Source organism: Tardiphaga sp. P4_G1, assembly GCF_056401215.1.
This window is the reverse complement of record NZ_JBFUJU010000017.1, coordinates 1-24,269: the sequence shown is the minus strand read 5'-3', so window position 1 is coordinate 24,269 and position 24,269 is coordinate 1. Positions and strand designations below refer to the sequence as shown.

Here is a 24,269-nt window from a genome sequence, read left to right as displayed (position 1 = left end):
ATACACGTCACACGCGAAAAAGGCCGGCTTTCGCCGGCCTTTTCCATGGCATTGATGTGATCTGCAGTGGCAGGTCAGTTGGTCGGCGACAAGACACGCTCCATGACGATGGTCCGCTCCTCACCGTGATAGGCCTCGCGAACGGCCGTGAAGCCCAGTCTCGCGTAAAAAGCCTCTGCGGTGACCGTCGCCGGAACCGTCAAAATCGCAAGCTGTCGTTCGCGGGCGACCCTCTCGATCCGTTGCACCAGCAAACGGCCGATGCCGCGCCCTTGCACGTCCGGCAAGACGAACATGGTCCGCAGGGCCTGCCCATCCAGGCTCGCCGTGCCGACAACACGATTGTCCATCTCGGCAACGAACACCTCGCGCTGGTCGATCAATCGTTCGACAGCCGCGGGGCTAAAACTGAGTTCAACCCGCGCGATGATATCGGGCGTGTAATCCTTCGCATTGGTTTCGCGCAGCGCGCGGATGATGACGCGGCTGATACCTGCTGCATCGCCGACTTGAGCCGGCCGAATATCGCATGTCATCTGACCGCTCTCCGTTGCCAACCGAATGAACAGATCCAAACGAGAAAGAGCCAGCTTGCGCCGGCCCTTTCGTTTCTTAAGTCTGCCCGGCCCGATTACTCGGCCGACGGCAGCATCAGCGGCTCGGGCTCCGGAGCCGACGGCACGATCGCCGCCTGCTTCTCGCGCTCGTCGAGGATCATCTTGTCGCGCTTCATTGCGACTTCGCGGATCTTCGCCATCGAGGCGCCGGTACCGGCTGGGATCAGGCGGCCGACAATGACGTTTTCCTTGAGGCCTTCGAGCGGGTCCACCTTGCCGTTGACGGCAGCTTCGGTGAGCACGCGCGTGGTCTCCTGGAACGACGCTGCCGAGAAGAACGAACGGGTCTGCAAGCTGGCCTTGGTGATGCCCAGCAGCACAGGGTTTCCGGTCGCGATCTTCTTGCCTTCTTCCTTCGCCTTCAGATTCAGCGCGTCGAACTCGATCTTGTCGATCTGCTCGCCCGAGATCATGTCGGTCTCGCCCTGATCGGTGATCTCGACCTTCTGCAGCATCTGACGGACAATCACTTCGATGTGCTTGTCGTTGATGAGCACGCCCTGCAACCGGTAAACTTCCTGGATTTCGTTGACCAGATAGGCAGCGAGTTCCTCGATGCCCTTGATCGCCAGAATGTCGTGCGGCGCCGGATTGCCTTCGACGATGTAATCGCCCTTTTCGACGATGTCGCCGTCCTGCAGATGGATCTGCTTGCCCTTCGGAATGAGGTACTCGCGGGTCTCCTCGTTCTTGTCGAGCGGCTCGATCGAGATGCGACGCTTGTTCTTGTAGTCGCGTCCAAAGCGGATGGTGCCGCCGATTTCCGCGATGATCGCCGCGTCCTTCGGCTTGCGCGCCTCGAACAGTTCGGCCACCCGCGGCAGACCGCCGGTGATGTCACGCGTCTTCGCGCTTTCCATCGAGACACGGGCAAGAATGTCGCCCGAGGTCACCTTGGCATCGACGTCGACCGACAGAATGGCGTCGGGCGACAGCATGTAACGGGCGTCGCCGCCACGTGCGAGCTTGAGGACCTTGCCGTCCTTGCCCTTGATGACGATGGCCGGACGCAGATCCGCACCGCCACGCGACGAACGCCAGTCGGTAACGACGCGCTTGGCGATACCGGTCGACTCGTCGAGCGTTTCCGTAATCGACTGGCCGTCGATCAGGTCTTCAAACCCGATCGTGCCGTCGACTTCGGTCAGCAGCGGACGGGAATACGGATCCCATTCCGCGATACGCTGGCCACGCTTGATCATGTCGCCGTTGGCCACGTGAACGCGAGCACCGTACTGGATACGATACGTCGCACGCTCGGTGCCATCGGCGTCAGAGATGGCGATGACCATGTTGCGCACCATTGCAACCATGTGGCCTTCGCCGTTCTTGGCGATGTTCTCGTTCTTGATCGTGATCTTGCCGTCGAAGTTCGACTCGATCACCGACTGCTCGTTGAGCTGCGCCGCGCCGCCGATGTGGAACGTACGCATCGTCAGCTGCGTGCCGGGCTCGCCGATCGACTGCGCCGCGATGACGCCGACGGCCTCACCGTGGTTGACGGGCGTGCCGCGGGCCAGATCGCGGCCGTAGCAGGTGCCGCAGATGCCGTTGACCAGTTCGCAAGTGAGGGCCGAACGGATCTTCACTTCCTGGATGCCGGCCTGCTGGAGCAGATCGACGTCCTTCTCTTCCATCAGCGTGTTGCGCTTGATCAGCACCTTGTTGGTCGCGGGATCGCGAATGTCTTCGCAGGCCGAACGACCGAGGATACGCGACGCCAGCGATGCGACCACCGAACCGGAGTCGATGATGGCGCGCATCTTGATGCCGAGATTGGTGCCGCAATCGGTCTGCGTGATGATGCAGTCCTGCGCCACGTCGACGAGACGACGGGTCAGGTAGCCCGAGTTCGCGGTCTTCAACGCGGTGTCCGCGAGGCCCTTACGAGCGCCGTGGGTCGAGTTGAAGTATTCGAGAACCGACAGACCTTCCTTGAAGTTCGAGATGATCGGCGTTTCGATGATCTCGCCCGACGGCTTGGCCATCAGGCCGCGCATACCACCGAGCTGACGCATCTGGGCCGGCGAACCACGGGCACCGGAATGCGCCATCATGTAGATCGAGTTGATCTGGGCTTCTTCACCCGCCGCATTCCTCTTCACCGAGGAGATTTCTTTCATCATCTCCTTGGCGACTTCTTCACCCGCCTTCGACCAGGCGTCGACGACCTTGTTGTACTTCTCACCGTGGGTGATCAGACCGTCATTGTACTGCTGTTCGAAGTCCTTCGCGAACGCACGGGTGGCGTCGACGATCTTCCACTTCGAACCCGGCACGACCATGTCGTCCTTGCCGAACGAGATGCCGGCCTTGAACGCGTTGTAGAAGCCGAGCGCCATGATGCGATCGCAGAAGATCACGGTCTCTTTCTGACCGCAGTGACGATAGACCTGATCGATGACGCCCGAGATTTCCTTCTTGGTCATCAGCTTGTTGATGACGTCGAAGGGCATCTTCGGCGACTTCGGCAGAACCTGACCGAGCATCGCACGACCGGCAGTGGTTTCCACCATGCGCGTGACCGGCTTGCCGTCCGCGTCGAGACCGGACCAGCTGTATTTGATCTTGGTGTGGAGGTGGATGACCTTCGCATGCAGCGCATGCTCGATCTCCGCCATCTCACGATACAGCTTGTTTTCGCCCGGGAGACCCGCACGCATGGTCGACAGGTAGTACAGACCCAGCACGATGTCCTGCGACGGCACGATGATTGGCTGACCGTTCGCGGGATGCAGGATGTTGTTGGTCGACATCATCAGGACGCGCGCTTCCAGCTGCGCTTCGAGCGACAGCGGAACGTGCACGGCCATCTGGTCACCGTCGAAGTCGGCGTTGAAGGCCGAACAGACCAGCGGATGCAGCTGGATCGCCTTGCCTTCGATCAACACCGGCTCGAACGCCTGGATGCCCAGACGATGCAGCGTCGGCGCGCGGTTCAGCAGTACGGGATGCTCGCGAATGACCTCGTCGAGAATGTCCCAGACCTCGGGACGTTCTTTTTCAACGAGCTTCTTCGCCTGCTTCACCGTGGTGGACAGACCCTTGGCGTCGAGACGCGAATAGATGAACGGCTTGAACAGTTCGAGCGCCATCTTCTTCGGCAGGCCGCACTGATGCAGACGCAGTTCCGGACCGACGACGATGACCGAACGGCCCGAATAGTCGACGCGCTTGCCGAGCAGGTTCTGACGGAAACGACCCTGCTTGCCCTTCAGCATGTCGGCCAGCGACTTCAGCGGACGCTTGTTGGCGCCGGTGATGACACGGCCACGGCGGCCGTTGTCGAACAGTGCGTCGACGGCCTCCTGCAGCATGCGCTTTTCGTTGCGGATGATGATGTCCGGCGCGCGGAGCTCCATCAGACGCTTCAAGCGGTTGTTACGGTTGATGACGCGGCGATACAGATCGTTCAGATCCGACGTCGCGAAGCGGCCGCCATCGAGCGGCACCAGCGGACGCAGATCCGGCGGGATCACCGGCACCACCGTGAGGATCATCCATTCCGGCTTGTTGCCGGAATAGCGGAAGGCCTCGACGATCTTCAGGCGCTTGGCGAGCTTCTTGTGCTTGATGTCGGATTCGGTCTCCTTCATCTCGACGCGCAGCTGCTCGTCGAGCTTCTCAAGCTCCAGACCCTTCAACAGTTCACGGATCGCCTCGGCACCGATCATCGCGGTGAACGAGTCCTGGCCGTATTCGTCCTGCGCCTTCAGATATTCTTCTTCAGACAGCAGCTGACGGTCCTTGAGCGCGGTGAGACCCGGCTCGAGAACGACGTAGTATTCGAAATACAGGATGCGCTCGAGATCCTTGAGCGTCATGTCCAGCAACTGGCCGATGCGCGACGGCAGCGACTTCAGGAACCAGATGTGCGCAACCGGAGCGGCCAGTTCGATATGACCCATGCGCTCGCGTCTGACGCGCGACAAGGTCACTTCGACCGAGCACTTCTCGCAGATGATGCCCTTGTACTTCATGCGCTTGTACTTGCCGCATAAGCACTCGTAATCCTTGATCGGCCCGAAGATACGGGCGCAGAACAGGCCGTCGCGCTCGGGCTTGAAGGTACGGTAATTGATGGTTTCCGGCTTCTTGATCTCGCCGTAGGACCACGACAGAATCTTCTCCGGGGACGCAATCGAGATCCGGATCTGGTCGAAGACCTGAGCCGGAGTCGTCGGATTGAAGAGATTCATAATTTCTTGGTTCATCGTCTTCTCCTCGCGTGCCGATCGCCATCAGCAGCAAATTCGAAATTCTTTAGAGCCACACACCCTGCCCCACGTCCCGGCTGGGTGCGGACGCCCGGCCATCAGGCCGGGCGTAACGCTTGTTCTTACTCGGCAGCTTCGGAGGTCGGCCCCGGCAGCTTGGAATTGTGCAGGTCGACGTTGAGGCCGAGCGAGCGCATTTCCTTGACCAGCACGTTGAACGATTCCGGGATACCGGCCTCGAACGTGTCGTCGCCGCGCACGATCGCCTCGTAGACCTTGGTACGGCCTGCGACGTCGTCCGACTTCACCGTCAGCATTTCCTGGAGCGTGTACGCCGCGCCATAAGCCTCGAGCGCCCACACTTCCATTTCACCGAAGCGCTGGCCGCCGAACTGCGCCTTACCACCCAGCGGCTGCTGCGTGACGAGCGAGTACGGACCGATCGAACGCGCGTGGATCTTGTCGTCCACGAGATGGTGAAGCTTGAGCATGTAGATGTAGCCCACGGTCACCTTGCGATCGAACTGGTCGCCGGTCCGGCCGTCATAGACGGTGGACTGACCGGATGCGTCGAAGCCAGCCATCTTCAACATCTCTTCGATGTCGGCTTCCTTCGCACCGTCGAACACCGGCGTCGCAATCGGCACGCCGGGCTTCAGGTTACGCGCCAGTTCAAGCAGCTCGGTGTCGTTCAGCGACTTGATGACTTCGTCTTCGCCGTAAACCTTCTTCAGGGTGTCGCGCAGCGGCTTCAGATCCTGCTTCTGGTAGTAGGCGTCGATGGTCTGACCGATCTTCTTGCCCATGCCTGCGCAGGCCCAGCCAAGATGCGTCTCCAAGATCTGACCGACGTTCATGCGCGACGGCACGCCGAGCGGGTTCAGCACGATGTCCGCATGCGTACCGTCTTCAAGGAACGGCATGTCTTCGATCGGAACGATCTTCGACACCACGCCCTTGTTGCCGTGACGTCCGGCCATCTTGTCGCCGGGCTGGATCTTGCGCTTCACCGCGACGAAGACCTTGACCATCTTCATCACGCCTGGCGGCAGTTCGTCGCCACGCTGCAGCTTCTCGACCTTGTCGAGGAAGCGCTGTTCAAGGCCCTTCTTCGATTCGTCGTACTGCTTCCGCATCGCTTCGATTTCGGTCATCAGCTTGTCGTTCGCGGTGGCGAACATCCACCACTGCGACCGCGGATTTTCGTCGAGCACAGCGCGCGTGATCTTGCCGTCCTTCTTGAAGCCCTTCGGACCGGCGATGCCGACCTTGTTCTCCAGAAGATCAGCCAGACGGCCGTAGACGTTACGATCCAGGATGGCCTGTTCGTCGTCACGGTCCTTGGCGAGACGTTCGATTTCTTCCCGCTCGATCGCCAGAGCACGTTCGTCCTTGTCGACGCCGTGCCGGTTGAACACGCGGACTTCGACGATCGTGCCCTGCACGCCCGGAGGCACGCGGAGCGAGGTGTCGCGAACGTCCGACGCCTTCTCACCGAAGATGGCGCGCAGAAGCTTTTCTTCCGGCGTCATCGGGCTTTCGCCCTTCGGCGTGATCTTGCCGACCAGGATGTCACCGGCGCGGACTTCAGCGCCGATATAGACGATGCCGGCTTCGTCGAGGTTCTTCAGCGCTTCTTCCGACACGTTCGGAATGTCGCGGGTGATTTCCTCAGGGCCGAGCTTGGTGTCGCGGGCCATCACTTCGAATTCCTCGATGTGGATCGAGGTGAAGACGTCTTCCTTCACGATCCGCTCCGAGAGGAGGATCGAGTCTTCGAAGTTGTAGCCATTCCACGGCATGAACGCGACGAGCACGTTACGGCCGAGTGCGAGTTCACCGAGATCGGTCGACGGACCGTCGGCAATGATGTCGCCCTTGCGAATGATGTCGCCAACCTTCACCAGCGGACGCTGGTTGATACAGGTCGACTGGTTCGAACGCTGGTACTTCATCAGACGATAGATATCGACGCCCGACTTGGTCGGATCGAGATCTTCGGTCGCGCGGATAACCACGCGGGTTGCGTCGATCTGGTCGATGACACCCGAACGGCGGGCAGCGATCGCAGCACCGGAGTCGCGGGCCACGACGGCTTCCATGCCGGTACCGACGAACGGCGCTTCGGCGCGCACCAGAGGCACGGCCTGACGCTGCATGTTCGAGCCCATCAGCGCGCGGTTGGCGTCGTCGTTCTCGAGGAACGGGATCAGCGCCGCAGCGACCGAAACGAGCTGCTTCGGCGACACGTCCATGTAGTCGACCTTGTCGGCCGGCAGCGGCAACACGTCGCCGGCGTGACGGCAGATGATCATGTCTTCGGTGAACTTGCCCTTGGCGTCGAGCGACACGTTCGCCTGCGCGACCGAGTAGCGGCCCTCTTCCATCGCCGACAAGTACACGACCTCATCGGTGACGCGACCGTCCTTGACCTTGCGGTAAGGGGTCTCGACGAAGCCGTACTTGTTGACGCGCGCGAAGGTGGCGAGCGAGTTGATCAGACCGATGTTCGGGCCTTCCGGCGTCTCAATCGGGCAGATACGGCCGTAGTGGGTCGGATGCACGTCGCGGACTTCGAAGCCGGCACGCTCGCGGGTCAGACCGCCCGGTCCAAGCGCCGAGAGACGGCGCTTGTGGGTGATTTCCGAGAGCGGGTTGGTCTGGTCCATGAACTGCGATAGCTGCGACGAACCGAAGAACTCGCGCACCGCGGCAGCCGCGGGCTTCGCGTTGATCAGGTCCTGCGGCATCACGGTGTCGATGTCGACGGACGACATGCGTTCCTTGATGGCGCGCTCCATGCGCAGCAGGCCGACGCGATACTGATTTTCCATCAGCTCGCCGACCGAACGCACACGGCGGTTGCCGAGATGGTCGATGTCGTCGATTTCGCCCTTGCCGTCGCGCAGGTCCACCAGCGTCTTGATGACGGCCAGGATGTCTTCCTTGCGCAGCGTGCGATGAGTGTCCGGCGCGTCGAGTTCGAGGCGCATGTTCATCTTCACGCGGCCCACGGCCGAGAGATCGTAACGCTCCGAGTCGAAGAACAGCGACTGGAACATGTTCTGCGCGGATTCGAGCGTCGGCGGCTCGCCCGGACGCATCACGCGATAGATGTCGAACAGCGCGTCTTCACGCGTCAGGTTCTTGTCTGCCGAGAGCGTGTTGCGGATATAGGCACCGATATTGACGTGGTCGATGTCGAGCAGCGGGAGTTCCTTGTAGCCCTCCTCGTTCAGCGCCTTCAGCGACTTCTCGGTGATCTCTTCGCCGGCTTCGGCGTAGATTTCACCGGTCTTCACGTTGACGAGGTCCTCGGCGAGATAGTTGCCGACCAACTCTTCGTCGGTCAGACGCAGCGCCTTGAGGCCCTTCTCGGCGAGCTGGCGGGCAGCGCGCACGGTGAGCTTCTTGCCGGCTTCGAGCACGACCTTGCCGGTGTCGGCATCGATCAGGTCGTTGACGGTGGAATAGCCACGGAAACGGGTGGCGTCGAACGGAACGCGCCAGCCTTCCTTGATCTTCTTGAACTGGATCTTCTTGTAGAACGTCGAGAGGATTTCCTCGCCGTCCAGACCCAGCGCAAACATCAGCGACGTCACCGGAATCTTGCGGCGACGGTCGATACGCGCGAACACGATGTCCTTGGCGTCGAACTCGATGTCCAGCCAGGAACCGCGATACGGGATCACGCGGGCAGCGAACAGCAGCTTGCCCGACGAATGGGTCTTGCCCTTGTCGTGGTCAAAGAACACGCCCGGCGAACGATGCATCTGCGAGACGATGACGCGCTCGGTGCCGTTGACGACGAAGGTGCCGTTCATGGTCATGAGCGGGATGTCGCCCATGTAGACGTCCTGCTCCTTGATGTCCTTGACGGACTTGGCGCCGGTTTCTTCGTCGATATCGAACACGATCAGACGCAGCGTCACCTTCAGCGGCGCAGCATAGGTCATGCCGCGCTGGCGGCACTCATCGACGTCATATTTCGGTGGCTCGAATTCGTAGCGCACGAATTCCAGCATCGAGGTGCCCGAAAAATCCGAGATTGGAAACACCGAACGGAAAACAGCCTGCAGACCTTCGTCGAGGCGACCGCCGGTCGGCTCATCGACCATCAGGAACTGGTCGTAGGACGCCTTCTGAACCTCGATGAGGTTCGGCATCTCTGCGACTTCTTTAATATGACCGAAGAACTTGCGAACGCGCTTGCGACCTGTGAACGTCTGCTGACCCATCGTGGCCTCTCATTGCGTCGCCCGAAAGGGGCGAACCTTCCAGAGCGCGACTGCCATCGCCTCCGGGTTGAATTTCCAAGAACGTTCCGAATTCGACGCCCAATGTGAGGAACAAAATCCCTCTCCCGAGCATTTGAATCGCAGAACGCAAAACGACGTGCGCGATGCCCGACTGCATCTCGCCCGTCCAAACCGTCTAGCTACGGACCGAAAAGCCCGAAAATTGCCCATCTCCCAACGGCTTAACCGGAAACGTCGCCGTTTCCGCTGTCAGACCGTGTTTTTCGTGCTGCCGTCCCGATATGGGATGGCAATCATGGAGATTCGAGGGTGGTTCCCAGCGCATCCCCACACATTCCTGTGTAGTCCATCGGGTTCCGGCCCAGAGGGCGACCAAATGGCCGCCCTCCAGATGGAACCCATAAAGGGTCTTACTTGAGTTCGACCTTCGCGCCAGCCTTCTCGAGCTGACCCTTGATCTTCTCGGCTTCGTCCTTGGCAACGCCTTCCTTGACGGGCTTCGGAGCGCCTTCGACCAGGTCCTTGGCTTCCTTGAGGCCAAGACCCGTGATCGCACGGACTTCCTTGATGACTTCGATCTTCTTGTCGCCGGCCGAAGCCAGAACGACAGTGAACTCGGTCTTTTCTTCAGCAGCAGCAGCACCGCCGCCGCCAGCAGCCGGACCAGCAACTGCAACAGCAGCAGCAGCCGAAACGCCCCACTTCTCTTCGAGCATCTTGGCGAGGTCGGCAGCTTCGAGCACGGTCAGGCTCGAGAGATCGTCAACGATTTTCTGTAGGTCAGCCATTGTCTATTTCCTTAAGCGTATTTGGTTCGAACCAGGGTTTGAATGCGAAGGGCGTCAGGCCGCTTCGCTCTTTGAGGCATAAGCCTGAACAACACGCGCGAGCTTCGCCGCGGGAGCTGTCGAGAGCTGAGCGATCTTGGTCGCCGGCGCCACAAGGAGGCCGAGGATCTTCGCGCGCAGTTCGTCGAGCGAGGGCAGCGCGGCCAAGGCCTTAACGCTGTCGACGTTCAGGACGGTTTTACCCATCGAGCCACCAAGGATGACGAACTTCTCGTTCGCCTTGGCAAATTCGACGGCAACCTTCGGTGCAGCTACCGGATCGTCCGAAGTGGCGATCACAGTCGGGCCCTTCAACAGGGAACCGATGGCAGCAACATCCGTGCCTTCAAGAGCAATTTTGGCGAGACGGTTCTTCGAGACCTTCACCGAGGCGCCAGCCAGCTTCATCTGCGAACGCAGGTTCTGCATCTGGGCAACGGTGAGGCCGGAATAATGGGCGACGACCGCAACGCTGGTGGTCTTGAAGACCCCGTTCAGCGCGTCGACCGCGTCCTTTTTAGCCGCTCTTTCCACAGCAAGCTCTCTCCGGTTGGCGGCCTCTATCGAGATAGGACCGCCGGGTTACACCCACCGTCCCACCTGAACCTGACCTCGAGACCCATGCTCGTTAAAACACATGGCCTAAAGACACGTCGGGCGAGACGATATGATAGCCTGCCCTCCCGAACCGTCCTGGCGAACCAGTATTGGCGCGGGGTGTCGAGGTTCGAACCAAATACGCGTCATGTCGCACAAAACGACATCGGCGAAATCCAGTCTTCACCCGTCTATGCTGGCTGCATCAAGTTTTACGATTAAGCCGTTGATGAAACTTGCGTTTATCTAAGGCGCCAGCAGTCTCGGACAGGATTCAGGATCATCGATAAGCCATCATCCGGCCTATTGGTGACCCCTGCCCGCCTTCCTCAAATCCGCGTCGCGCGTCCCATCCCCGTCGAGCGATCCGTATGGACAGCCTGAAAGGAAAAGTCTCCTGCGATGTGGGTTGTCGGAGTGCGAACACAGACGCGCCAGCTACCAGCCAGCACGCCCGGAAACGGTTGTTTAACGAGTCTTTTTCGTGTTGCCAAGCGCGAAATGCCGATGTGGCATCTTTTCTGCAGGGGAGCCGTTAGGGCGCTCAGAGCGCAAAAGTGGAACCGGCTGAACCGGCTCCACTTTTGATTGCATTACCCCTTCGGGCAGGCCGCTCCCGCATCGGCCCAGGCCTTGATCAGCTCACCGAACTGCTTCTGGGTACCCGGCGCCGGGGTCCGGTTGCCACCGGGATGCCAGCCCCAGCCGACCAACTCGTCTTCGGCCATGTGCTTCACAAGCGCGGCCATGTCCTTGCCGCCATTGCGCTCCTTGTCCTTGATCTGGGTGCAGATCTGGCCAAGCGTCTTGCCCTGCCAGGCCATCTCGATGGGCGCCAGCGCCCACTTCGGATTGCCCGGGACGTTGGCGGCATCGAAGTTGTTCTCGTGGTGGCAGGTGGCGCAAGCGAGACCACCGGCCGCGCCGACACCGCCCTCGCCGCGCACGACCAGCGGAATATGCGGCCGCATGCGGTCGGTCTGGGTCGGACGCTCGGTCGCAGGATGGCAGTTCATGCAGCGCGGCGACTGGATGACCTTGCCGGCCTCCGTAAACAGCGCCACCGCACGCTCGTTCTTGTTCTTGATCTTGGCGAAGGCCGAGACCGACTGCAGCTTGGTCGGATTGCTGACCGCTGCATCGGCCTCCTGGAAGCTCGGCTCCGCGAATGCGAGGAGACCCGCCGCGAGGCCGCCGGCGACCAGCGCCAACATCGAGTTCTTAAACAAGCTCATGCTGAGGCTCCAGGTACGATCGGCAACTGCCGCGGTCTTCCCACTCCGAGTTTCGCCAGCGCGTTGGCAACGGCAGGCCCGAGCGGAGGCACGCCGGGTTCGCCGACGCCTGATGGCTTCTCGGTCGATTTCACGATGACCACTTCGATCTCCGGCATCTCGTTGATGCGCAGCGAACGATAGGTGTCGAAATTGCCGGACACCGGCGCGCCGGCATCCAGCGTCTGTTCCGCATAGAGGATGTGACCGAGGCCGAAGCCGATGCCACCTTCCATCTGCGCGCGGATGATGTCGGGGTTCACGGCGACGCCGCAATCCACCGCGCACCACACCTTGTGCACCTTCGGACCGTCGTCGGTCATGGACAGTTCGACGACCTGCGCGACGAAGGTGTTGAAGCTCTCGACCACCGCAACGCCGCGCGCGCGGCCTGCCGGCACCTTGTAGTTCTTCCAGTCGGCGAGTTCAGCGACGGCCTTGAGAGCCCCTGCGTGGCGCGGCTTCTTGCTCAGGAGTTCAAGCCGACCTTCGATCGGATCCTTGCCGGCGGCCTCGAGCAGTTCATCGACAAAGGCTTCGACGACATAACCGGTGTGGGTGTGGCCCACCGAGCGCCACCACAACACGGGCACGCCGACATCGACCTGATGCATGTCGCAGCGGAAGTTCTCGACGTCGTACGGGATTTCGTTCGAGCCTTCATAGGACGTCGGGTCGAGGCCGTCCTTGAACATCATGGACTCGAAGAAGGAGCCCTTCATGATCGACTGACTGACGATGGTGTCGCTCCAGGCTTCGATCTTGCCGTCGCGCACCGCACCGCGCATGCGGTGGATGCAATACGGCCGATAATAGCCACCGCGCATATCGTCCTCGCGCGTCCACACCAGCTTGACCGGCTTGCCCGGTCCGATCGCTTTCGCGACTTCGGCGAGCTCGATGGCCTGATGCGTGCTCTGCTGTGCGCGGCGGCCGAAGCTGCCGCCGGCCAGAAGAACGTCGATCTTCACCTTCTCGATCGGCAGCCCGAGCACCTTGGAGATCGCCATATGGTCCGGCGTCGGAAACTGGCAGCCATAGCGCGCATAGGCGGTGTCGCCGTCCCATTTCAGATAGGCGTTGAGCGGTTCCATCGCGGCATGGGCCAGATACGGGAAGACGTATTCAACCTCGATCACGCGGCCACCTTTGGCCATAGACTCTTCGAACTTGCCCTCGGCCTTGACGAGTTTGCCGGCCGTCTTCGACAGCCCACGGAATTGCTGCAGCAGTTCGGCACTGCCACGCTTCTCCGCCTTGCTGTCATCCCAGGTGATCTTCAGCGCGTCGCGGCCCATCTTCGCGGGCCAGAAACCCTTGGCATAGACAGCGACGCCGTTCGACACCTGTTTGACGTCGACGACACCAGCCACGGCTTTCGCAGCCGTCGCATCGAAGGATGCGACCTTGCCGCCGAATTTTGGCGAACGCGCCACGACCACCGTGAGCATGTCCGGTTCGTTGATATCGAGCGTGTAGAAGGCCTTGCCATTGGTCTTGTCGGCGCTGTCGAGGCGTTTCACGACGCCTTCCTTGCCGATCAACCTGAACTGCGACGGGTCCTTCAGCTTCGGATCAGCCGGCACCGGCATGGCCATCGCTTTGTCGGCGAACTCGCCGAAGCGACCTTCATGGCCTGACGCATGCTTGATCACACCATTATCGACAGTGATCTCGCCTGCCGGCACCTGCCACGCATCGGCAGCAGCCGCGACCAGCATCTGGCGCGCGGCGGCGCCGACCTGTCGCATCTGAATGTAGGAATTGGCGATGGCGGTCGAGCCACCGGTGCCCTGCATGCCGAACGCCAGATTCTTGTACAGCTGCGGATTTGACGGCGCGTGATCGGCACGCATCTGCGCCCAGTCCGCGTCGAGTTCTTCGGCGACCAAAGTCGCCATGCCGGTGAACGGTCCTTGCCCGAATTCGATGCCCTTGCACAGCACCGTGACGGTGCTGTCGGGCTTGATGATCAGGAAGGTGTTCGGCGCGATATTGACTGACGGCTTTGCCGCCGCCTGCGCGAACAACTTGTCGGCACGGGCAACGTAAGCGCCGAGCACGAGGCCAGCGCTGCCCTTGAGCAGCGTACGACGGGAGAGTTTGGTGTCATGAACGGTCATGGCTCAACCCTCCAGAGATTTGGCGGCGCCATGAATGGCGGCGCGGATGCGAACATAGGTGGCGCAGCGGCAGATGTTGCCGTTCATCGCCAGATCGATATCGTTGTCGGTGGGAGTCGGATTGACGCTAAGCAGCGCGGTGGCGCTCATCACCTGGCCGGATTGACAGTAGCCACATTGCGGCACGTCCAGCGCGACCCAGGCAGCCTGCACCGCCTTGGCTTCCTTGGAGGCGAGCCCTTCAATGGTGGTGATTTCGCTGGTGCCGATGGCCGAGACGGGCATTGAACACGAGCGGACGGTCTGGCCGTCCACATAGACCGTGCAAGCACCGCATTGCGCGACCCCGCAGCCATATTTGGTGCCGGTGAGACCGGCCCCATCTCGAATTGCCCAGAGCAGAGGTGTGTTGGGATCGACGTCGACCTGACGGGCCTGACCGTTGATCTTGAGAGTGAACGCAGCCATCGCTGATGTCCTATGTCGTCGAATGTACGCCTACATTCGAGTTGTTCTAAACAGCCGACATCTACATCCGCATTGCGGAATAACCCATTCAATTATTTTTGTACCGCGCGGGAACGAAATTGGTTCTTGCGAAACGGCCCTGCAGACCAGTCGCCAGCTTGTCAGAGGCGCCGCGACGCTTCGATGCCGCTCAGGATGAGATCGATTCCGGCGAGAAAGTCGTTGCGGTCATCGTGGCCCCGCAAATGTGCCGCCATGCTGCGGGTGAATGCATACGCGTCCGGATCGAGTTGAGACCAGGTGGTTGCGACCGCGTCTAGAAAGTCAGACCTGTCGATTCCTCGCGTTTGGCCGAGCTGCCCATTGGCCGCGTTCTGCGCACCGACGCCAAGGATGTAGTTCAGCAATGCACCCACCGTCGCCCACTGTTCCTCGTCAGGTACGCCAAGGGCGCTCACCTGCCGGCCGATGCATTCAAGTATTCGCACCATGGGCAACTGCCCGGGAGCGCGTGTGAGCGCCGACCCAACCCATGGATGCGCGTCGATCGCGTCGAACATGTCCAGCGCGAGGGTGCGAATGACGGCCTGAGGCGTCGCGCCTACCGGAGGCCCTTTCAGCGTGCGCGCGATGATGGCGTCGCAGGCGGCGGTCAGCAGCTCGCCCTTGTTGGGCACGTGCCAATAAATAGCCCCGGGACCAGTGGCGAGCCGCTCTGACAGGGCGCGGAATGTCAGACCATCTTCCCCGCTGCCGTCCAGGATCGCGATCGACGCTTCGATGATGCGATCCCGGGAGAGCGCGTCTTCGCGTCGTGGGCTGCTGCGAGTTTTCTTGGCCATGTCCCCACCTTGACATAAATGGAACGACGTTCCAATAGAATGGAATGACGTTCCATTCTAGGTCTTGGGGAATGTCCCGGGACAGCCTGCGACTGCGAGGGTGGCGAGATGAATACTCATGTGGCGATTGTCGGCGCGGGGCTCGGCGGGCTGACGCTTGCCCGCGTGCTCCATGTTCACGGTATCGCTGCGACGATCTATGAAGCTGAAGCTTCGGCCGACTCGCGGGCACAAGGAGGCCTGCTCGATATTCACGAATATAACGGGCAGCTCGCACTCAAGGCGGCGGGATTGTTCGAAGCTTTCCGCGACATCATCATCGTCGGTGCAGATGCCAAGCGGATACGCGATAAGGACGGCAAGCTGCTGTTTGACAGGCCCGACATGGGCAATGGCGGTCGACCTGAGGTGGATCGAGGAGAGCTTCGCCAGATTCTGCTCGATTCCCTTCCTGCCGACACGATCCGCTGGGGACACAAACTTGCAGCGGCGTCTCCGCTCGGCGGCGGGCGGCACGCACTGACTTTCTCCCATGGCTCAACGGTATCGACCGATCTCCTCATCGGTGCCGACGGCGCCTGGTCACGTGTTCGCCCGCTCCTCTCCGGGGAGAAACCGGCCTATGTCGGCACGTCATTCATCGAGACGTTTCTTTTCGACGCCGACACCCGTCACAGGGCCAGCGCGGAAGCGGTTGGCGGCGGCACACTGATGGCGATTGCGCCGGGCCAGGGAATCTTTGCGCACCGACACGCCGATGGAACACTGCAAGGCTACGTGGCCCTGAACAAGCCGGAGGACTGGGTTGCCCGCATCGATTTCTCCGACCGGACGAATGCCCTCGCCCGCATCGCCGCAGAATTCGACGACTGGGCTCCGGAACTGACAGCCCTGATCGCCGACAGCGAGGCCGCCCCTGTGCTTCGCCCGATCTATGCGCTGCCGATCGAACACCGATGGGATCGCGTAGCCGGCGTGACGCTGCTCGGCGATGCGGCGCACCTGATGTCACCATTCGCCGGCGAAGGCGCCAATCTCGCAATGTATGACGGCGCCGAGCTCGGACGGGCACTTGCCGCCAATCCGGAAGACGTCGAAGCCGCGCTTATCGCTTATGAAACCGACCTCTTTCCCCGCAGCGCGTCTGTTGCCGCGGAGACCGACCGGAATCTGAAGCTGTTCTTCAACGACAACGCGCCTCAGAGCGTGGTTGACCTGTTCACCAGTTTCCAGATCACCGAATAGCTGCCCTAGACCGCCACCGCGTAGGGCAGCCCCTTGCCCGCGTAAAACGCGTCGAGATTGGCAATGACGCAGTCCTGCATCGCCGTGTGCGAGTCGAGTGTGTGACCACCGATATGCGGCGTCAGCACAACATTCGGCAAAGCCGTGAGTGCGTCGGGCGCGTGGGGCTCCTTCTCGAACACGTCGAGGCCAGCGCCGGCGATGATCTTGTCCGTCAGCGCCGCTGTCAGCGCAGCCTGATCGATCACCGAGCCGCGCGAGATGTTCACGACCACGCCATTGGCGCCGAGCTTCTTCAGCATCGCGGCATCGATGATGCGGTTGGTATCGGCCCCTGCCCGCACGGCGATCATCAGCACGTCGCACCATTCGACCAGCGCTTCGAGGCTTGGCTCATAGCGATACGGCACATCATGCTTGCTGCGGCTGTGATAGGCGACATCGCATTCGAAGGCCGCGACGCGCGATGCGATCTTGCGGCCGATCTCGCCCATGCCATAGACGCCCACTCTGCGGCCGGGATTGCCGGGCTGCGGCGACATCAGCGGCGACGGCTTTGCCGACGACCAACCACCCTCGCGCAGATACTGATCCGCGGGCAGCAGACGTCGCGTCACCGCGAGCATCAGCGTCAGTGCAAGATCCGCGACCGAGGCCGCATTTGCGCCGGGGCTGTTGCCGACCACGATCTTGCGTTCGGCTGCGGCCTTGAAGTCGACGCCGTCATAGCCGGTGCCGTAGCAGATGATGGCGCCGAGCGCCGGCATCATGTCCATCACGTCTGCCTTGAGCACCTGACCGCCCGCGGTGATCAGCGCGCGCACGTCTTTCAGTTGGTCAGCGGAAAAGGTCTGCAGCGGTGGCTTGCCTGCAGCGTCTAGTAGGTCGAAGTGCTCGCCGATGCGCACCATCTGGGACTTCGGGAAACGCGAATAGATCAGAACCTTCTCGGCCATCGTGACATTCCTGCTGGGTCAAAACGCTGAAGACAAAAGAAAGGGCGGAACCGGTTGCCCGATTCCGCCCTGGTTTCTTGCAAGCCTTGTTCCGGCTTAGCCGAGCACGGTGCCCGTCTCAACCTTGACGCCGGGGCCCATGGTCGAGGACACGGCAACGCGCTGCAGATAGGTGCCCTTCGCGCCAGCCGGCTTCGCCTTGGAGACGGCATCGACCAGAGCCTTGATGTTTTCGACGAGCTTCTCTTCCGAGAAAGATGCCTTGCCGATACCAGCCTGCACGATGCCGGCCTTCTCGACGCGGAACTCGACCGAACCGCCTTTGGCACCCTTGACTGCGCCAGTGACGTCCATGGTCACGGTGCCGATCTTCGGGTTCGGCATCATGCCGCGCGGACCGAGCACCTTACCAAGGCGACCGACCAGCGGCATCATGTCGGGGGTTGCGATACAGCGATCGAAATCGATCTGACCGGCCTGGACCTTCTCGAACAGGTCTTCTGCACCGACGACGTCTGCACCGGCAGCCTTGGCTTCTTCAGCCTTCGGGCCACGGGCGAACACGCCGACGCGGAGCGTACGGCCGGTGCCGTTCGGCAGGGTGACGACGCCACGGACCATCTGGTCGGCGTGACGCGGATCGACGCCGAGATTCAGCGAAATTTCGATGGTCTCATCGAACTTCGACTTGGCGCGTTCCTTGACCATCTTGATGGCCTCGGCGACCGGATAGAGCTTCTCGCGGTCGATGCCCTCACGGGCCTTCTTCAAACGTTTTCCAATTGCCATGACCGTTTACCCCGCGACCTCGACACCCATCGAACGGGCAGAGCCCTCAACCATCTTCATGGCCGATTCAATGGTGTCGCAATTCAGATCCTTCATCTTCGCTTCGGCGATCTCGCGCACCTGCGCTTTGGTCACCGCGCCGGCCTTGTCACGACCCGGCAGCTTGGAGCCGGAGGTGAGCTTGGCGGCCTTCTTGATGAAGAAGGACATCGGGGGGGTCTTGAGGGCGAAGGTGAACGAACGATCGGCGTAGATCGTGATCACCACCGGGATTGGGGTGTTCTTTTCTTCCTTCTGCGTCTGCGCATTGAACGCTTTGCAGAATTCCATGATGTTCAAACCGCGCTGACCAAGCGCGGGACCGATCGGGGGCGAAGGGTTCGCCGCACCGGCCGGCACCTGAAGCTTCAGGTATCCGGTCACTTTCTTTGCCATGTGTCACTCCTGTTGTGCCGGTCATCGACCGGCTGTTTCAGGTTTCGTGGTTCGGTCGACAAGCGGTTGGCAACCGCCCTCTTCCTCCCACGGCCTTAGAAACGCGAGGCGAACCTCGCGCTATTGCGATCAGACCTTTTCGACCTGACCGAATTCCAGTTCGACCGGCGTGGCGCGGCCGAAGATCGACACTGCGACCTTCACGCGCGAGCGTGCCTCGTCGATTTCCTCGACGACGCCGGAGAACGACGCGAACGGACCATCGGCCACCTTCACGTTCTCGCCGATCTCGAACGACACCGACGCCTTCGGGCGCTCCACGCCTTCCTGCACCTGGTGCAGAATGCGCATGGCTTCAGCTTCCGAAATCGGCATCGGCTTGTTTTCCGCGCCGAGGAAGCCCGTGACCTTCGGGGTATTCTTGATCAGATGAAACGCTTCGTCGGTGAGCTGCATCTTCACCAGCACGTAGCCCGGGAAGAACTTGCGCTCGGCGTCCATCTTGCGACCGCGACGTATTTCGGTGACCTTCTCGACCGGAACCAGAATCTGTTCGAACAGGTCTTCCAGGCCACGCTGCTTGGCCTGTTCCTTGATCGACTCCATCACCTTCTTTTCGAAATTCGAATAGGCGTGAACGATGTACCAGCGCATGCTCATAATTCTGTTCCGTCAGTGCATCGTGAGCAAAAAGGCGACGAGGTAGCGGATGACCTGATCCGCCGCAAAAAAGAAGATCGACGACAGCGCCACCATGACGAAAACCATGATGGTCGTGATGGTCGTCTCGCGTCGCGAGGGCCACGTGACCTTGTTGGTCTCGGTGCGCACTTCCTGCAGGAATTTGAACGGGCTGAACGCCATCGTTATGTGATCCGCATCCGTCGTGAGACGATTGAATTGGTTTCAGAATCCGAACAGCCCTCTTGCGCCCAACCCTTTATTCAAGGATGAGCCGCCAAGCGGGCTCGTTCGTTCGGGGATTTGCCGCGTCGGATATCCGGTCACCGGGCCGACAGCGAGTGCAGCTTCCTACTTCGGACCGGACCAAAGGTCAAGGTATCCGGGCCGGACGGGTGGGAACCCTTCCCGCCACCAGATACCACCTGGATCAGCGTCCGCCCACCCCCGGCGACGGTTTGCCGACCGCCGCACGGACGTGCCGGACGACATGATCGGCGACGATGGCGTGGCCCTCCGCGGTCGGGTGCACCGCGCCGCTATACATGGCCGCATAGACCGGCTGCAGGATGTCGAACTGGGTAAAGCCCGGCGAATGGACGTTTGCGGTCAGAAACGCGTCATTCGGGGTCCGGAACAGGCGCCAGCGCGACGCATAGGGCAGATAGGCCGCCGGCGAATAGGGCGTGAAGTCTTCCTTGCCGATCCAGCGCCGCGGCATCGCCATCGCCTCGCCGTCTGCCTGCGGCCGCTTCGGATCGCGCGCGCAGAGCCCGCGTTTGGCGAATTCGCTCTGGTGATCGGTGATGAGCTGGAAGCCGGTTCCAGCGCCGGTGGCCAGCGCCGGGCAGCCCCCGCCCCGCCCGTTGGTGATGCAGGCGGTCCGGGCGAAGAAATCGTTCAGAAAGTTGACCGTCTCGGCCAGCCGTTCGCGCGACAGCACCAGCTTCTTGTGGACGTCGAGGCCGAGCGTCKGCTGCGCGCCGCACAAGGCTCCTGTCTCGTCGAACTGGATCGGCTCGTAAGCCGTCTGCAACACCTTCGCGGGCGCCACGCCAAAGCCGTCGCGCAAGGCATCGCGGAGCGCCACCATGCGCTCGTCGAGCTGCTCCATGTAAGCGCGCGAAACTTGCGGCGAGAACCGGATCTGCTTGCCGAGCAGGTTCGCGATCGGTGCGAGATCGCCGGCGGATTCGGTCATCGCATAGACCATCAGCGGCGAGAAGCCGACATCGTTGCCGCCGATCGACAGCAGCAGTGTGTCGATCGGACGCTTGCGCTCATTCGGCGCACACCAGGATTTTGTCACCGGCATATTGGCGACCTGCACGCTGCCGCTGGCATAGGTCGGCAGATTGTAGGTCGCACGCTGCGTGCGGCCCGCGGGGCTTTTGCAGATCAGATCGGCGAGTTGATCGAGCTGCGAACGCACCATCGCGTTGCCCGCGCCCTCACGCGCCTTCTTCTCGAGGAACAGACCTTCGGTCACCTCGGAGCCGGTACAGGCCAGGCTGACCAGCGTGATCGACCGGTGCGGATTTTCCAAACTGAGTTGCAGCCCGACGCGAAACGGATAGCCGTATTGCGAGCGGTGGCAATCGGGGCTGAGCCAGCGCGGATTGGCGGCATTGAACGCCTTGTCGAACTGCGCCGATGCGAGCGGGAAATAAAGCTCCTGCTCCTCGTCGGCGAGCTTGCGCCGCGGCAGGTTCTTGTAGTCGAAACTTCCCACCGGTGCAGCGGGGGTCAGTTTCTGCAGCGACTTGGCGGTGCTGCGCGTCGCCATCTCCTCGCGCATCAGGGTGGGATCGTAGACCATCTCGCGGACGGCGCTGAATGTCACCGGAACGTCCGGATTGCTTTCGCCCGAGGCAAAGGAATCGCCGAGCGCCACGATGAACAGATCCTCGACGACGACCTGCGGGTCGTTCAACATTCGACCGTCGGGCAATTTGACCTGGACCGATGCACCGGACAGGTTGCGATCGACGGCATAAGGCAGGCGCGTGATCTTGAGCGGCGTCGCGCAGGATTGCGTTGTGGACTCGGTCCTGCTGCCCGGCCGCCGCGGCGTCCAGCTCCAGACGCAATCATATGCGCCAGCTTCGGCAATGCGCTCGGGCGACAGCCGGATCAGCACCGTATGCGCATCCGGCAGCACGTAATCTTCCTTGGCCGTGCCCCACGAATAACGCCGGTCGCAACTCGCGAGATAGCGGCCTTGCCGGCTGTCGTAGCAGACGGCGTCGATGGTCTGCGACGCCCAGCCGAGACGCGAGCGATCGTAGCGCGCCCGCGCGGTGTCGGCGCAACTGGTCGGGCTGCTCATGTCGCGGCAATCGGGATCGTTCAGCCGCCGCTCGGTGCGCCACACCACATCGGCGGGCGGCAGCACCATCTCGTTGCGCGCAGCAGGATAGCCGCGCTCATACATCGCGAAGGATGCTGCATTCTTGAAGAAGCGAAATGGACTTTCCACCTGCCAGAGCAGGTCGGCGGCATGAGCGCCATGACTCAATGACAAATGTCCAAAGGACGACACCAGTAACGTCGTGGCCCCCACGACGAACGTCACAAGTAATTTCATTCTCGACTTCCGGCTGAAATTCCCAACGGGTGTGTCGCGCCCGCGGCAAGCCAGGTTCATCGCCGCGACCGCACGCCGCAGGGACGCAGAAACGCAAACGCGGGGAGCAGCACGATCGCGCATGATTGGCAAAGCCGATGTCGGACATGGCCATCAGCCTATTGAGCAAATTGCCCCGCGGATCGTCAGATTCCATTAACCCCGCGGCCAGACTAAAACGCGAGAAGCTACCCAGGTACTCCAGTAAGTGGATGTATTAGCAGACCTAAATGTTTTGATCGGCAGATTGCTTGTTTGATCGGCAATGCGACGGGCATCAGCGAATGACCAGCATCACCACCCTGTCCGAGGGAACCGACGCCTCCACGAGGGACCTCCGCAAGGATTCGGCATTGCGGATCGCGCGGCGGCGAACCGCCTATATCGCGCAGGCGTCGAGCTATCTGATCGATGCCGCGATCCTGCTGCTGTACGCCATGATCGGCGTGACCACCGTGGCGACGGGGGTCGTGTATCTGGCCATCAGGCTCGCTGTGGTCGGCATTGCTGCCTATCTCTCGGAAATCCAGGTCAACGACCGTTTCAAGGACCCCTACCTCACGGTCCCCCTCTCCATCGTCAGCATCATCGTCCAGATCGGCGCGATCTATCTCGTGCCGCAGATCGGCTTCTACTTCATCTCCATCATTTTCGTCGTGCTCGGCTTCGCCGCACTCCGCATGAGTGCGCGCCAGACCGGCATCGTCTGGTCGACCGCAACGCTGGGCCTCGCACTACTTTTCCTGATGACCGACAAGCCGATCGGCATTCCCATGGCCACCGCGACCGAGCGCGCTCTGGCGCTGGCCTGTTTCGTCAGTGCGCTCGGCCGCTGTGCCAGCGCCGGCCTCTACGGCAGCTCGATGCGCGAACTGCTGTATCGTCGCAGCAACGACCTCGCGGCTGCCAATGTGCGGATCGAGGAACTGGCGCAACTCGACGAGCTCACCGGCGCATTGAACCGGCGCTACATCATGAAGTGCCTGAACGACGAGATCGCCAAGGCCCAGCGCAACGCCACAACCTGCTGCATCGCGATCATCGACCTCGATCACTTCAAGAAGATCAATGATCACTTCGGACATCCGGTGGGCGATGAAGTGCTGCGCGCCTTCGCCATCTCTGTCTTCGCCAATATCCGCACCATCGACAGGTTCGGCCGTCAGGGCGGCGAGGAGTTTCTGCTGATCCTGCCGGACACCGACATTGATCTTGCGATCCAGACGCTCGATCGATTGCGCGGCCTGATCACGGAACTGAACTGGTCAGCGATTGCGCAGGATTTGACTCTGACGATATCCGCCGGGATCAGCGCCATCAGGCCCAACGATACGCCGGAAGACATTTTGGCGCGCGCCGACCTTGCGCTCTACAGAGCCAAGGATACCGGCCGCGACCGCGTGGTGGCAGCGCCGCAAAAGCGGCAGTTCAGCTAAGCGGCAGTCGGAGACCCGCCTGAAAGGCGCGCTTAGGCTAAAATATATCGATATTTCAAAGGCTTAAAATGGCAGGGGCGGTAGGGCTCGAACCTACGACAACCGGTTTTGGAGACCGGTACTCTACCAACTGAGCTACACCCCTACAGGAAAACGGCGCACCGTCATTTCCGCGCCGTTTGAAGCATATGCGACGCCTGATTTGCAAGAGGCGAAGCGCCCCCTCCGAAATCAAATCCCGCCGGAATCAAAACGGCGGGCAAGGGAACTGTCCCCTGCCCGCCGCCTGTATCGATTACTCGATGATGCTAGCGACGACGCCTGCACCGCAGCCAAGTGCGGTATACCGCACTTGGGCTCATTTTCTTTAGGTTGGACCTTTCGGAGTTGTTGCGTCGATCATTCAATGATCGATGCAACCACTCCGGCTCCAACCGTGCGGCCGCCTTCACGGATGGCGAAGCGCAGCTTCTCTTCCATCGCGATCGGCACGATCAGGTGCACTTCCATGGCGATGTTGTCGCCCGGCATCACCATTTCGGTGCCTTCCGGCAGATGCACCACACCGGTCACGTCGGTGGTGCGGAAGTAGAACTGCGGACGGTAGTTGGTGAAGAACGGCGTGTGACGGCCACCCTCTTCCTTGGTCAGAATGTAAGCCTCGGCCTTGAACTTGGTGTGCGGCTTCACCGAACCCGGCTTGCACAGCACCTGGCCGCGCTCGACGTCTTCACGCTTGGTGCCGCGCAGCAGCGCGCCGATGTTGTCGCCGGCCTGACCCTGATCGAGCAGCTTGCGGAACATTTCAACGCCGGTGCAGATCGTCTTCTGCGTGGCGCGGATACCGACGATTTCGATTTCCTCGCCGACCTTGACG

18 protein-coding genes and 1 tRNA gene are annotated in these 24,269 nt (G+C 61.3%); 2 read left to right on the top strand and 17 right to left on the bottom strand.

The annotated features are described in order from the left end of the window. Window positions 1-74: 74 nt before the first annotated feature. The 9 genes from AC1DUY_RS29465 to AC1DUY_RS29425 all read right to left on the bottom strand — a co-directional run bounded on the left by AC1DUY_RS29465 (window position 75) and on the right by AC1DUY_RS29425 (window position 15,224). The gene (locus AC1DUY_RS29465) at window positions 75-536 is read right to left on the bottom strand and encodes a GNAT family N-acetyltransferase (RefSeq protein ID WP_184517882.1); all 462 of its coding nucleotides are present in this window, start codon (window positions 534-536) and stop codon (window positions 75-77) included. A gap of 95 nt (window positions 537-631) precedes the next feature. After that, a complete protein-coding gene (gene rpoC, locus AC1DUY_RS29460; RefSeq protein WP_089268272.1) occupies window positions 632-4,831 on the bottom strand; it encodes a DNA-directed RNA polymerase subunit beta' in 4,200 nt (1,399 codons plus the stop codon). Between the two features lie 125 nt (window positions 4,832-4,956). Continuing rightward, window positions 4,957-9,072, bottom strand: coding sequence for a DNA-directed RNA polymerase subunit beta (gene rpoB / locus AC1DUY_RS29455; protein WP_089268273.1), 4,116 nt, complete (start codon window positions 9,070-9,072; stop codon window positions 4,957-4,959). A gap of 431 nt (window positions 9,073-9,503) precedes the next feature. After that, window positions 9,504-9,881: a 50S ribosomal protein L7/L12 gene (gene rplL, locus AC1DUY_RS29450; protein WP_089268274.1), complete on the bottom strand. Its 378-nt coding sequence runs from the start codon at window positions 9,879-9,881 to the stop codon at window positions 9,504-9,506. Between the two features lie 54 nt (window positions 9,882-9,935). Further along, window positions 9,936-10,454: a 50S ribosomal protein L10 gene (gene rplJ / locus AC1DUY_RS29445; RefSeq protein ID WP_089268275.1), complete on the bottom strand. Its 519-nt coding sequence runs from the start codon at window positions 10,452-10,454 to the stop codon at window positions 9,936-9,938. A 656-nt stretch (window positions 10,455-11,110) separates the two neighbouring features. After that, a complete protein-coding gene (locus tag AC1DUY_RS29440; RefSeq protein ID WP_068731517.1) occupies window positions 11,111-11,752 on the bottom strand; it encodes an Isoquinoline 1-oxidoreductase subunit in 642 nt (213 codons plus the stop codon). Further along, window positions 11,749-13,914, bottom strand: a complete 2,166-nt coding sequence (locus AC1DUY_RS29435; protein ID WP_439083233.1) for a xanthine dehydrogenase family protein molybdopterin-binding subunit — start codon at window positions 13,912-13,914, stop codon at window positions 11,749-11,751. The genes AC1DUY_RS29440 and AC1DUY_RS29435 overlap by 4 nt, the downstream gene beginning before the upstream one ends. Window positions 13,915-13,917: 3 nt before the next feature. After that, window positions 13,918-14,382 carry a (2Fe-2S)-binding protein gene (locus AC1DUY_RS29430; RefSeq protein ID WP_184517891.1) on the bottom strand — a complete coding sequence of 155 codons (465 nt, stop codon included), beginning with the start codon at window positions 14,380-14,382 and terminating at the stop codon, window positions 13,918-13,920. Between the two features lie 161 nt (window positions 14,383-14,543). After that, complete coding sequence (locus AC1DUY_RS29425) at window positions 14,544-15,224, bottom strand: TetR/AcrR family transcriptional regulator (RefSeq protein WP_478118903.1); 681 nt, start codon at window positions 15,222-15,224, stop codon at window positions 14,544-14,546. 108 nt (window positions 15,225-15,332) lie between these two features. On the opposite strand from AC1DUY_RS29425, the gene AC1DUY_RS29420 reads away from it, so the two are divergent. After that, entirely contained in the window at window positions 15,333-16,469 is a 1,137-nt protein-coding gene (locus tag AC1DUY_RS29420) for an FAD-dependent oxidoreductase (protein ID WP_478118901.1), read from the top strand. Window positions 16,470-16,474: 5 nt separating this feature from the next. Here AC1DUY_RS29420 and AC1DUY_RS29415 read toward each other — a convergent pair whose 3' ends face one another. From AC1DUY_RS29415 to AC1DUY_RS29390, 6 genes are all read right to left on the bottom strand, one after another. Beyond that, window positions 16,475-17,425 carry a 2-hydroxyacid dehydrogenase gene (locus AC1DUY_RS29415; protein ID WP_478118899.1) on the bottom strand — a complete coding sequence of 317 codons (951 nt, stop codon included), beginning with the start codon at window positions 17,423-17,425 and terminating at the stop codon, window positions 16,475-16,477. 96 nt (window positions 17,426-17,521) lie between these two features. After that, window positions 17,522-18,214 (bottom strand): 50S ribosomal protein L1, encoded by a 693-nt coding sequence (rplA, locus tag AC1DUY_RS29410; RefSeq protein ID WP_089268281.1) that lies wholly within the window; start codon window positions 18,212-18,214, stop codon window positions 17,522-17,524. A 6-nt stretch (window positions 18,215-18,220) separates the two neighbouring features. Further along, entirely contained in the window at window positions 18,221-18,649 is a 429-nt protein-coding gene (rplK, locus tag AC1DUY_RS29405; protein ID WP_068731528.1) for a 50S ribosomal protein L11, read from the bottom strand. 129 nt (window positions 18,650-18,778) lie between these two features. Next, window positions 18,779-19,309, bottom strand: coding sequence for a transcription termination/antitermination protein NusG (gene nusG / locus AC1DUY_RS29400; RefSeq protein WP_068731530.1), 531 nt, complete (start codon window positions 19,307-19,309; stop codon window positions 18,779-18,781). A 12-nt stretch (window positions 19,310-19,321) separates the two neighbouring features. Next, a complete protein-coding gene (gene secE / locus AC1DUY_RS29395) occupies window positions 19,322-19,513 on the bottom strand; it encodes a preprotein translocase subunit SecE (protein WP_068731532.1) in 192 nt (63 codons plus the stop codon). A 247-nt stretch (window positions 19,514-19,760) separates the two neighbouring features. Further along, window positions 19,761-21,917 carry a hypothetical protein gene (locus AC1DUY_RS29390; RefSeq protein WP_478118895.1) on the bottom strand — a complete coding sequence of 719 codons (2,157 nt, stop codon included), beginning with the start codon at window positions 21,915-21,917 and terminating at the stop codon, window positions 19,761-19,763. A gap of 323 nt (window positions 21,918-22,240) precedes the next feature. On the opposite strand from AC1DUY_RS29390, the gene AC1DUY_RS29385 reads away from it, so the two are divergent. Next, the gene (locus AC1DUY_RS29385) at window positions 22,241-23,392 is read left to right on the top strand and encodes a GGDEF domain-containing protein (RefSeq protein WP_089268283.1); all 1,152 of its coding nucleotides are present in this window, start codon (window positions 22,241-22,243) and stop codon (window positions 23,390-23,392) included. A gap of 69 nt (window positions 23,393-23,461) precedes the next feature. On the opposite strand, the gene AC1DUY_RS29380 is transcribed toward AC1DUY_RS29385, so the two are convergent. Both AC1DUY_RS29380 and AC1DUY_RS29375 read right to left on the bottom strand, forming a co-directional pair. Beyond that, a tRNA-Trp gene (locus AC1DUY_RS29380) sits at window positions 23,462-23,537 on the bottom strand. A 254-nt stretch (window positions 23,538-23,791) separates the two neighbouring features. Next, window positions 23,792-24,269, bottom strand: a 478-nt coding sequence (locus AC1DUY_RS29375) for an EF-Tu C-terminal domain-related protein (protein ID WP_478118894.1), incomplete at its 5' end; no start/stop codon positions are given.

Excerpts from the sequence above, each read along its gene's own strand:
- AC1DUY_RS29425 (WP_478118903.1), bottom strand. The coding sequence starts at position 15,224 with ATGGCCAAGAAAACTCGCAGCAGCCCACGACGCGAAGACGCGCTCTCC.
- rplA (WP_089268281.1), bottom strand. The coding sequence starts at position 18,214 with ATGGCAATTGGAAAACGTTTGAAGAAGGCCCGTGAGGGCATCGACCGC.
- secE (WP_068731532.1), bottom strand. The coding sequence starts at position 19,513 with ATGGCGTTCAGCCCGTTCAAATTCCTGCAGGAAGTGCGCACCGAGACC.
- AC1DUY_RS29415 (WP_478118899.1), bottom strand. The coding sequence starts at position 17,425 with ATGGCCGAGAAGGTTCTGATCTATTCGCGTTTCCCGAAGTCCCAGATG.
- rpoC (WP_089268272.1), bottom strand. The coding sequence starts at position 4,831 with ATGAACCAAGAAATTATGAATCTCTTCAATCCGACGACTCCGGCTCAG.
- AC1DUY_RS29430 (WP_184517891.1), bottom strand. The coding sequence starts at position 14,382 with ATGGCTGCGTTCACTCTCAAGATCAACGGTCAGGCCCGTCAGGTCGAC.
- AC1DUY_RS29440 (WP_068731517.1), bottom strand. The coding sequence starts at position 11,752 with ATGAGCTTGTTTAAGAACTCGATGTTGGCGCTGGTCGCCGGCGGCCTC.
- AC1DUY_RS29385 (WP_089268283.1), top strand. The coding sequence starts at position 22,241 with ATGACCAGCATCACCACCCTGTCCGAGGGAACCGACGCCTCCACGAGG.
- AC1DUY_RS29420 (WP_478118901.1), top strand. The coding sequence starts at position 15,333 with ATGAATACTCATGTGGCGATTGTCGGCGCGGGGCTCGGCGGGCTGACG.
- rplL (WP_089268274.1), bottom strand. The coding sequence starts at position 9,881 with ATGGCTGACCTACAGAAAATCGTTGACGATCTCTCGAGCCTGACCGTG.
- AC1DUY_RS29465 (WP_184517882.1), bottom strand. The coding sequence starts at position 536 with ATGACATGCGATATTCGGCCGGCTCAAGTCGGCGATGCAGCAGGTATC.
- rpoB (WP_089268273.1), bottom strand. The coding sequence starts at position 9,072 with ATGGGTCAGCAGACGTTCACAGGTCGCAAGCGCGTTCGCAAGTTCTTC.
- rplK (WP_068731528.1), bottom strand. The coding sequence starts at position 18,649 with ATGGCAAAGAAAGTGACCGGATACCTGAAGCTTCAGGTGCCGGCCGGT.
- nusG (WP_068731530.1), bottom strand. The coding sequence starts at position 19,309 with ATGAGCATGCGCTGGTACATCGTTCACGCCTATTCGAATTTCGAAAAG.
- AC1DUY_RS29435 (WP_439083233.1), bottom strand. The coding sequence starts at position 13,914 with ATGACCGTTCATGACACCAAACTCTCCCGTCGTACGCTGCTCAAGGGC.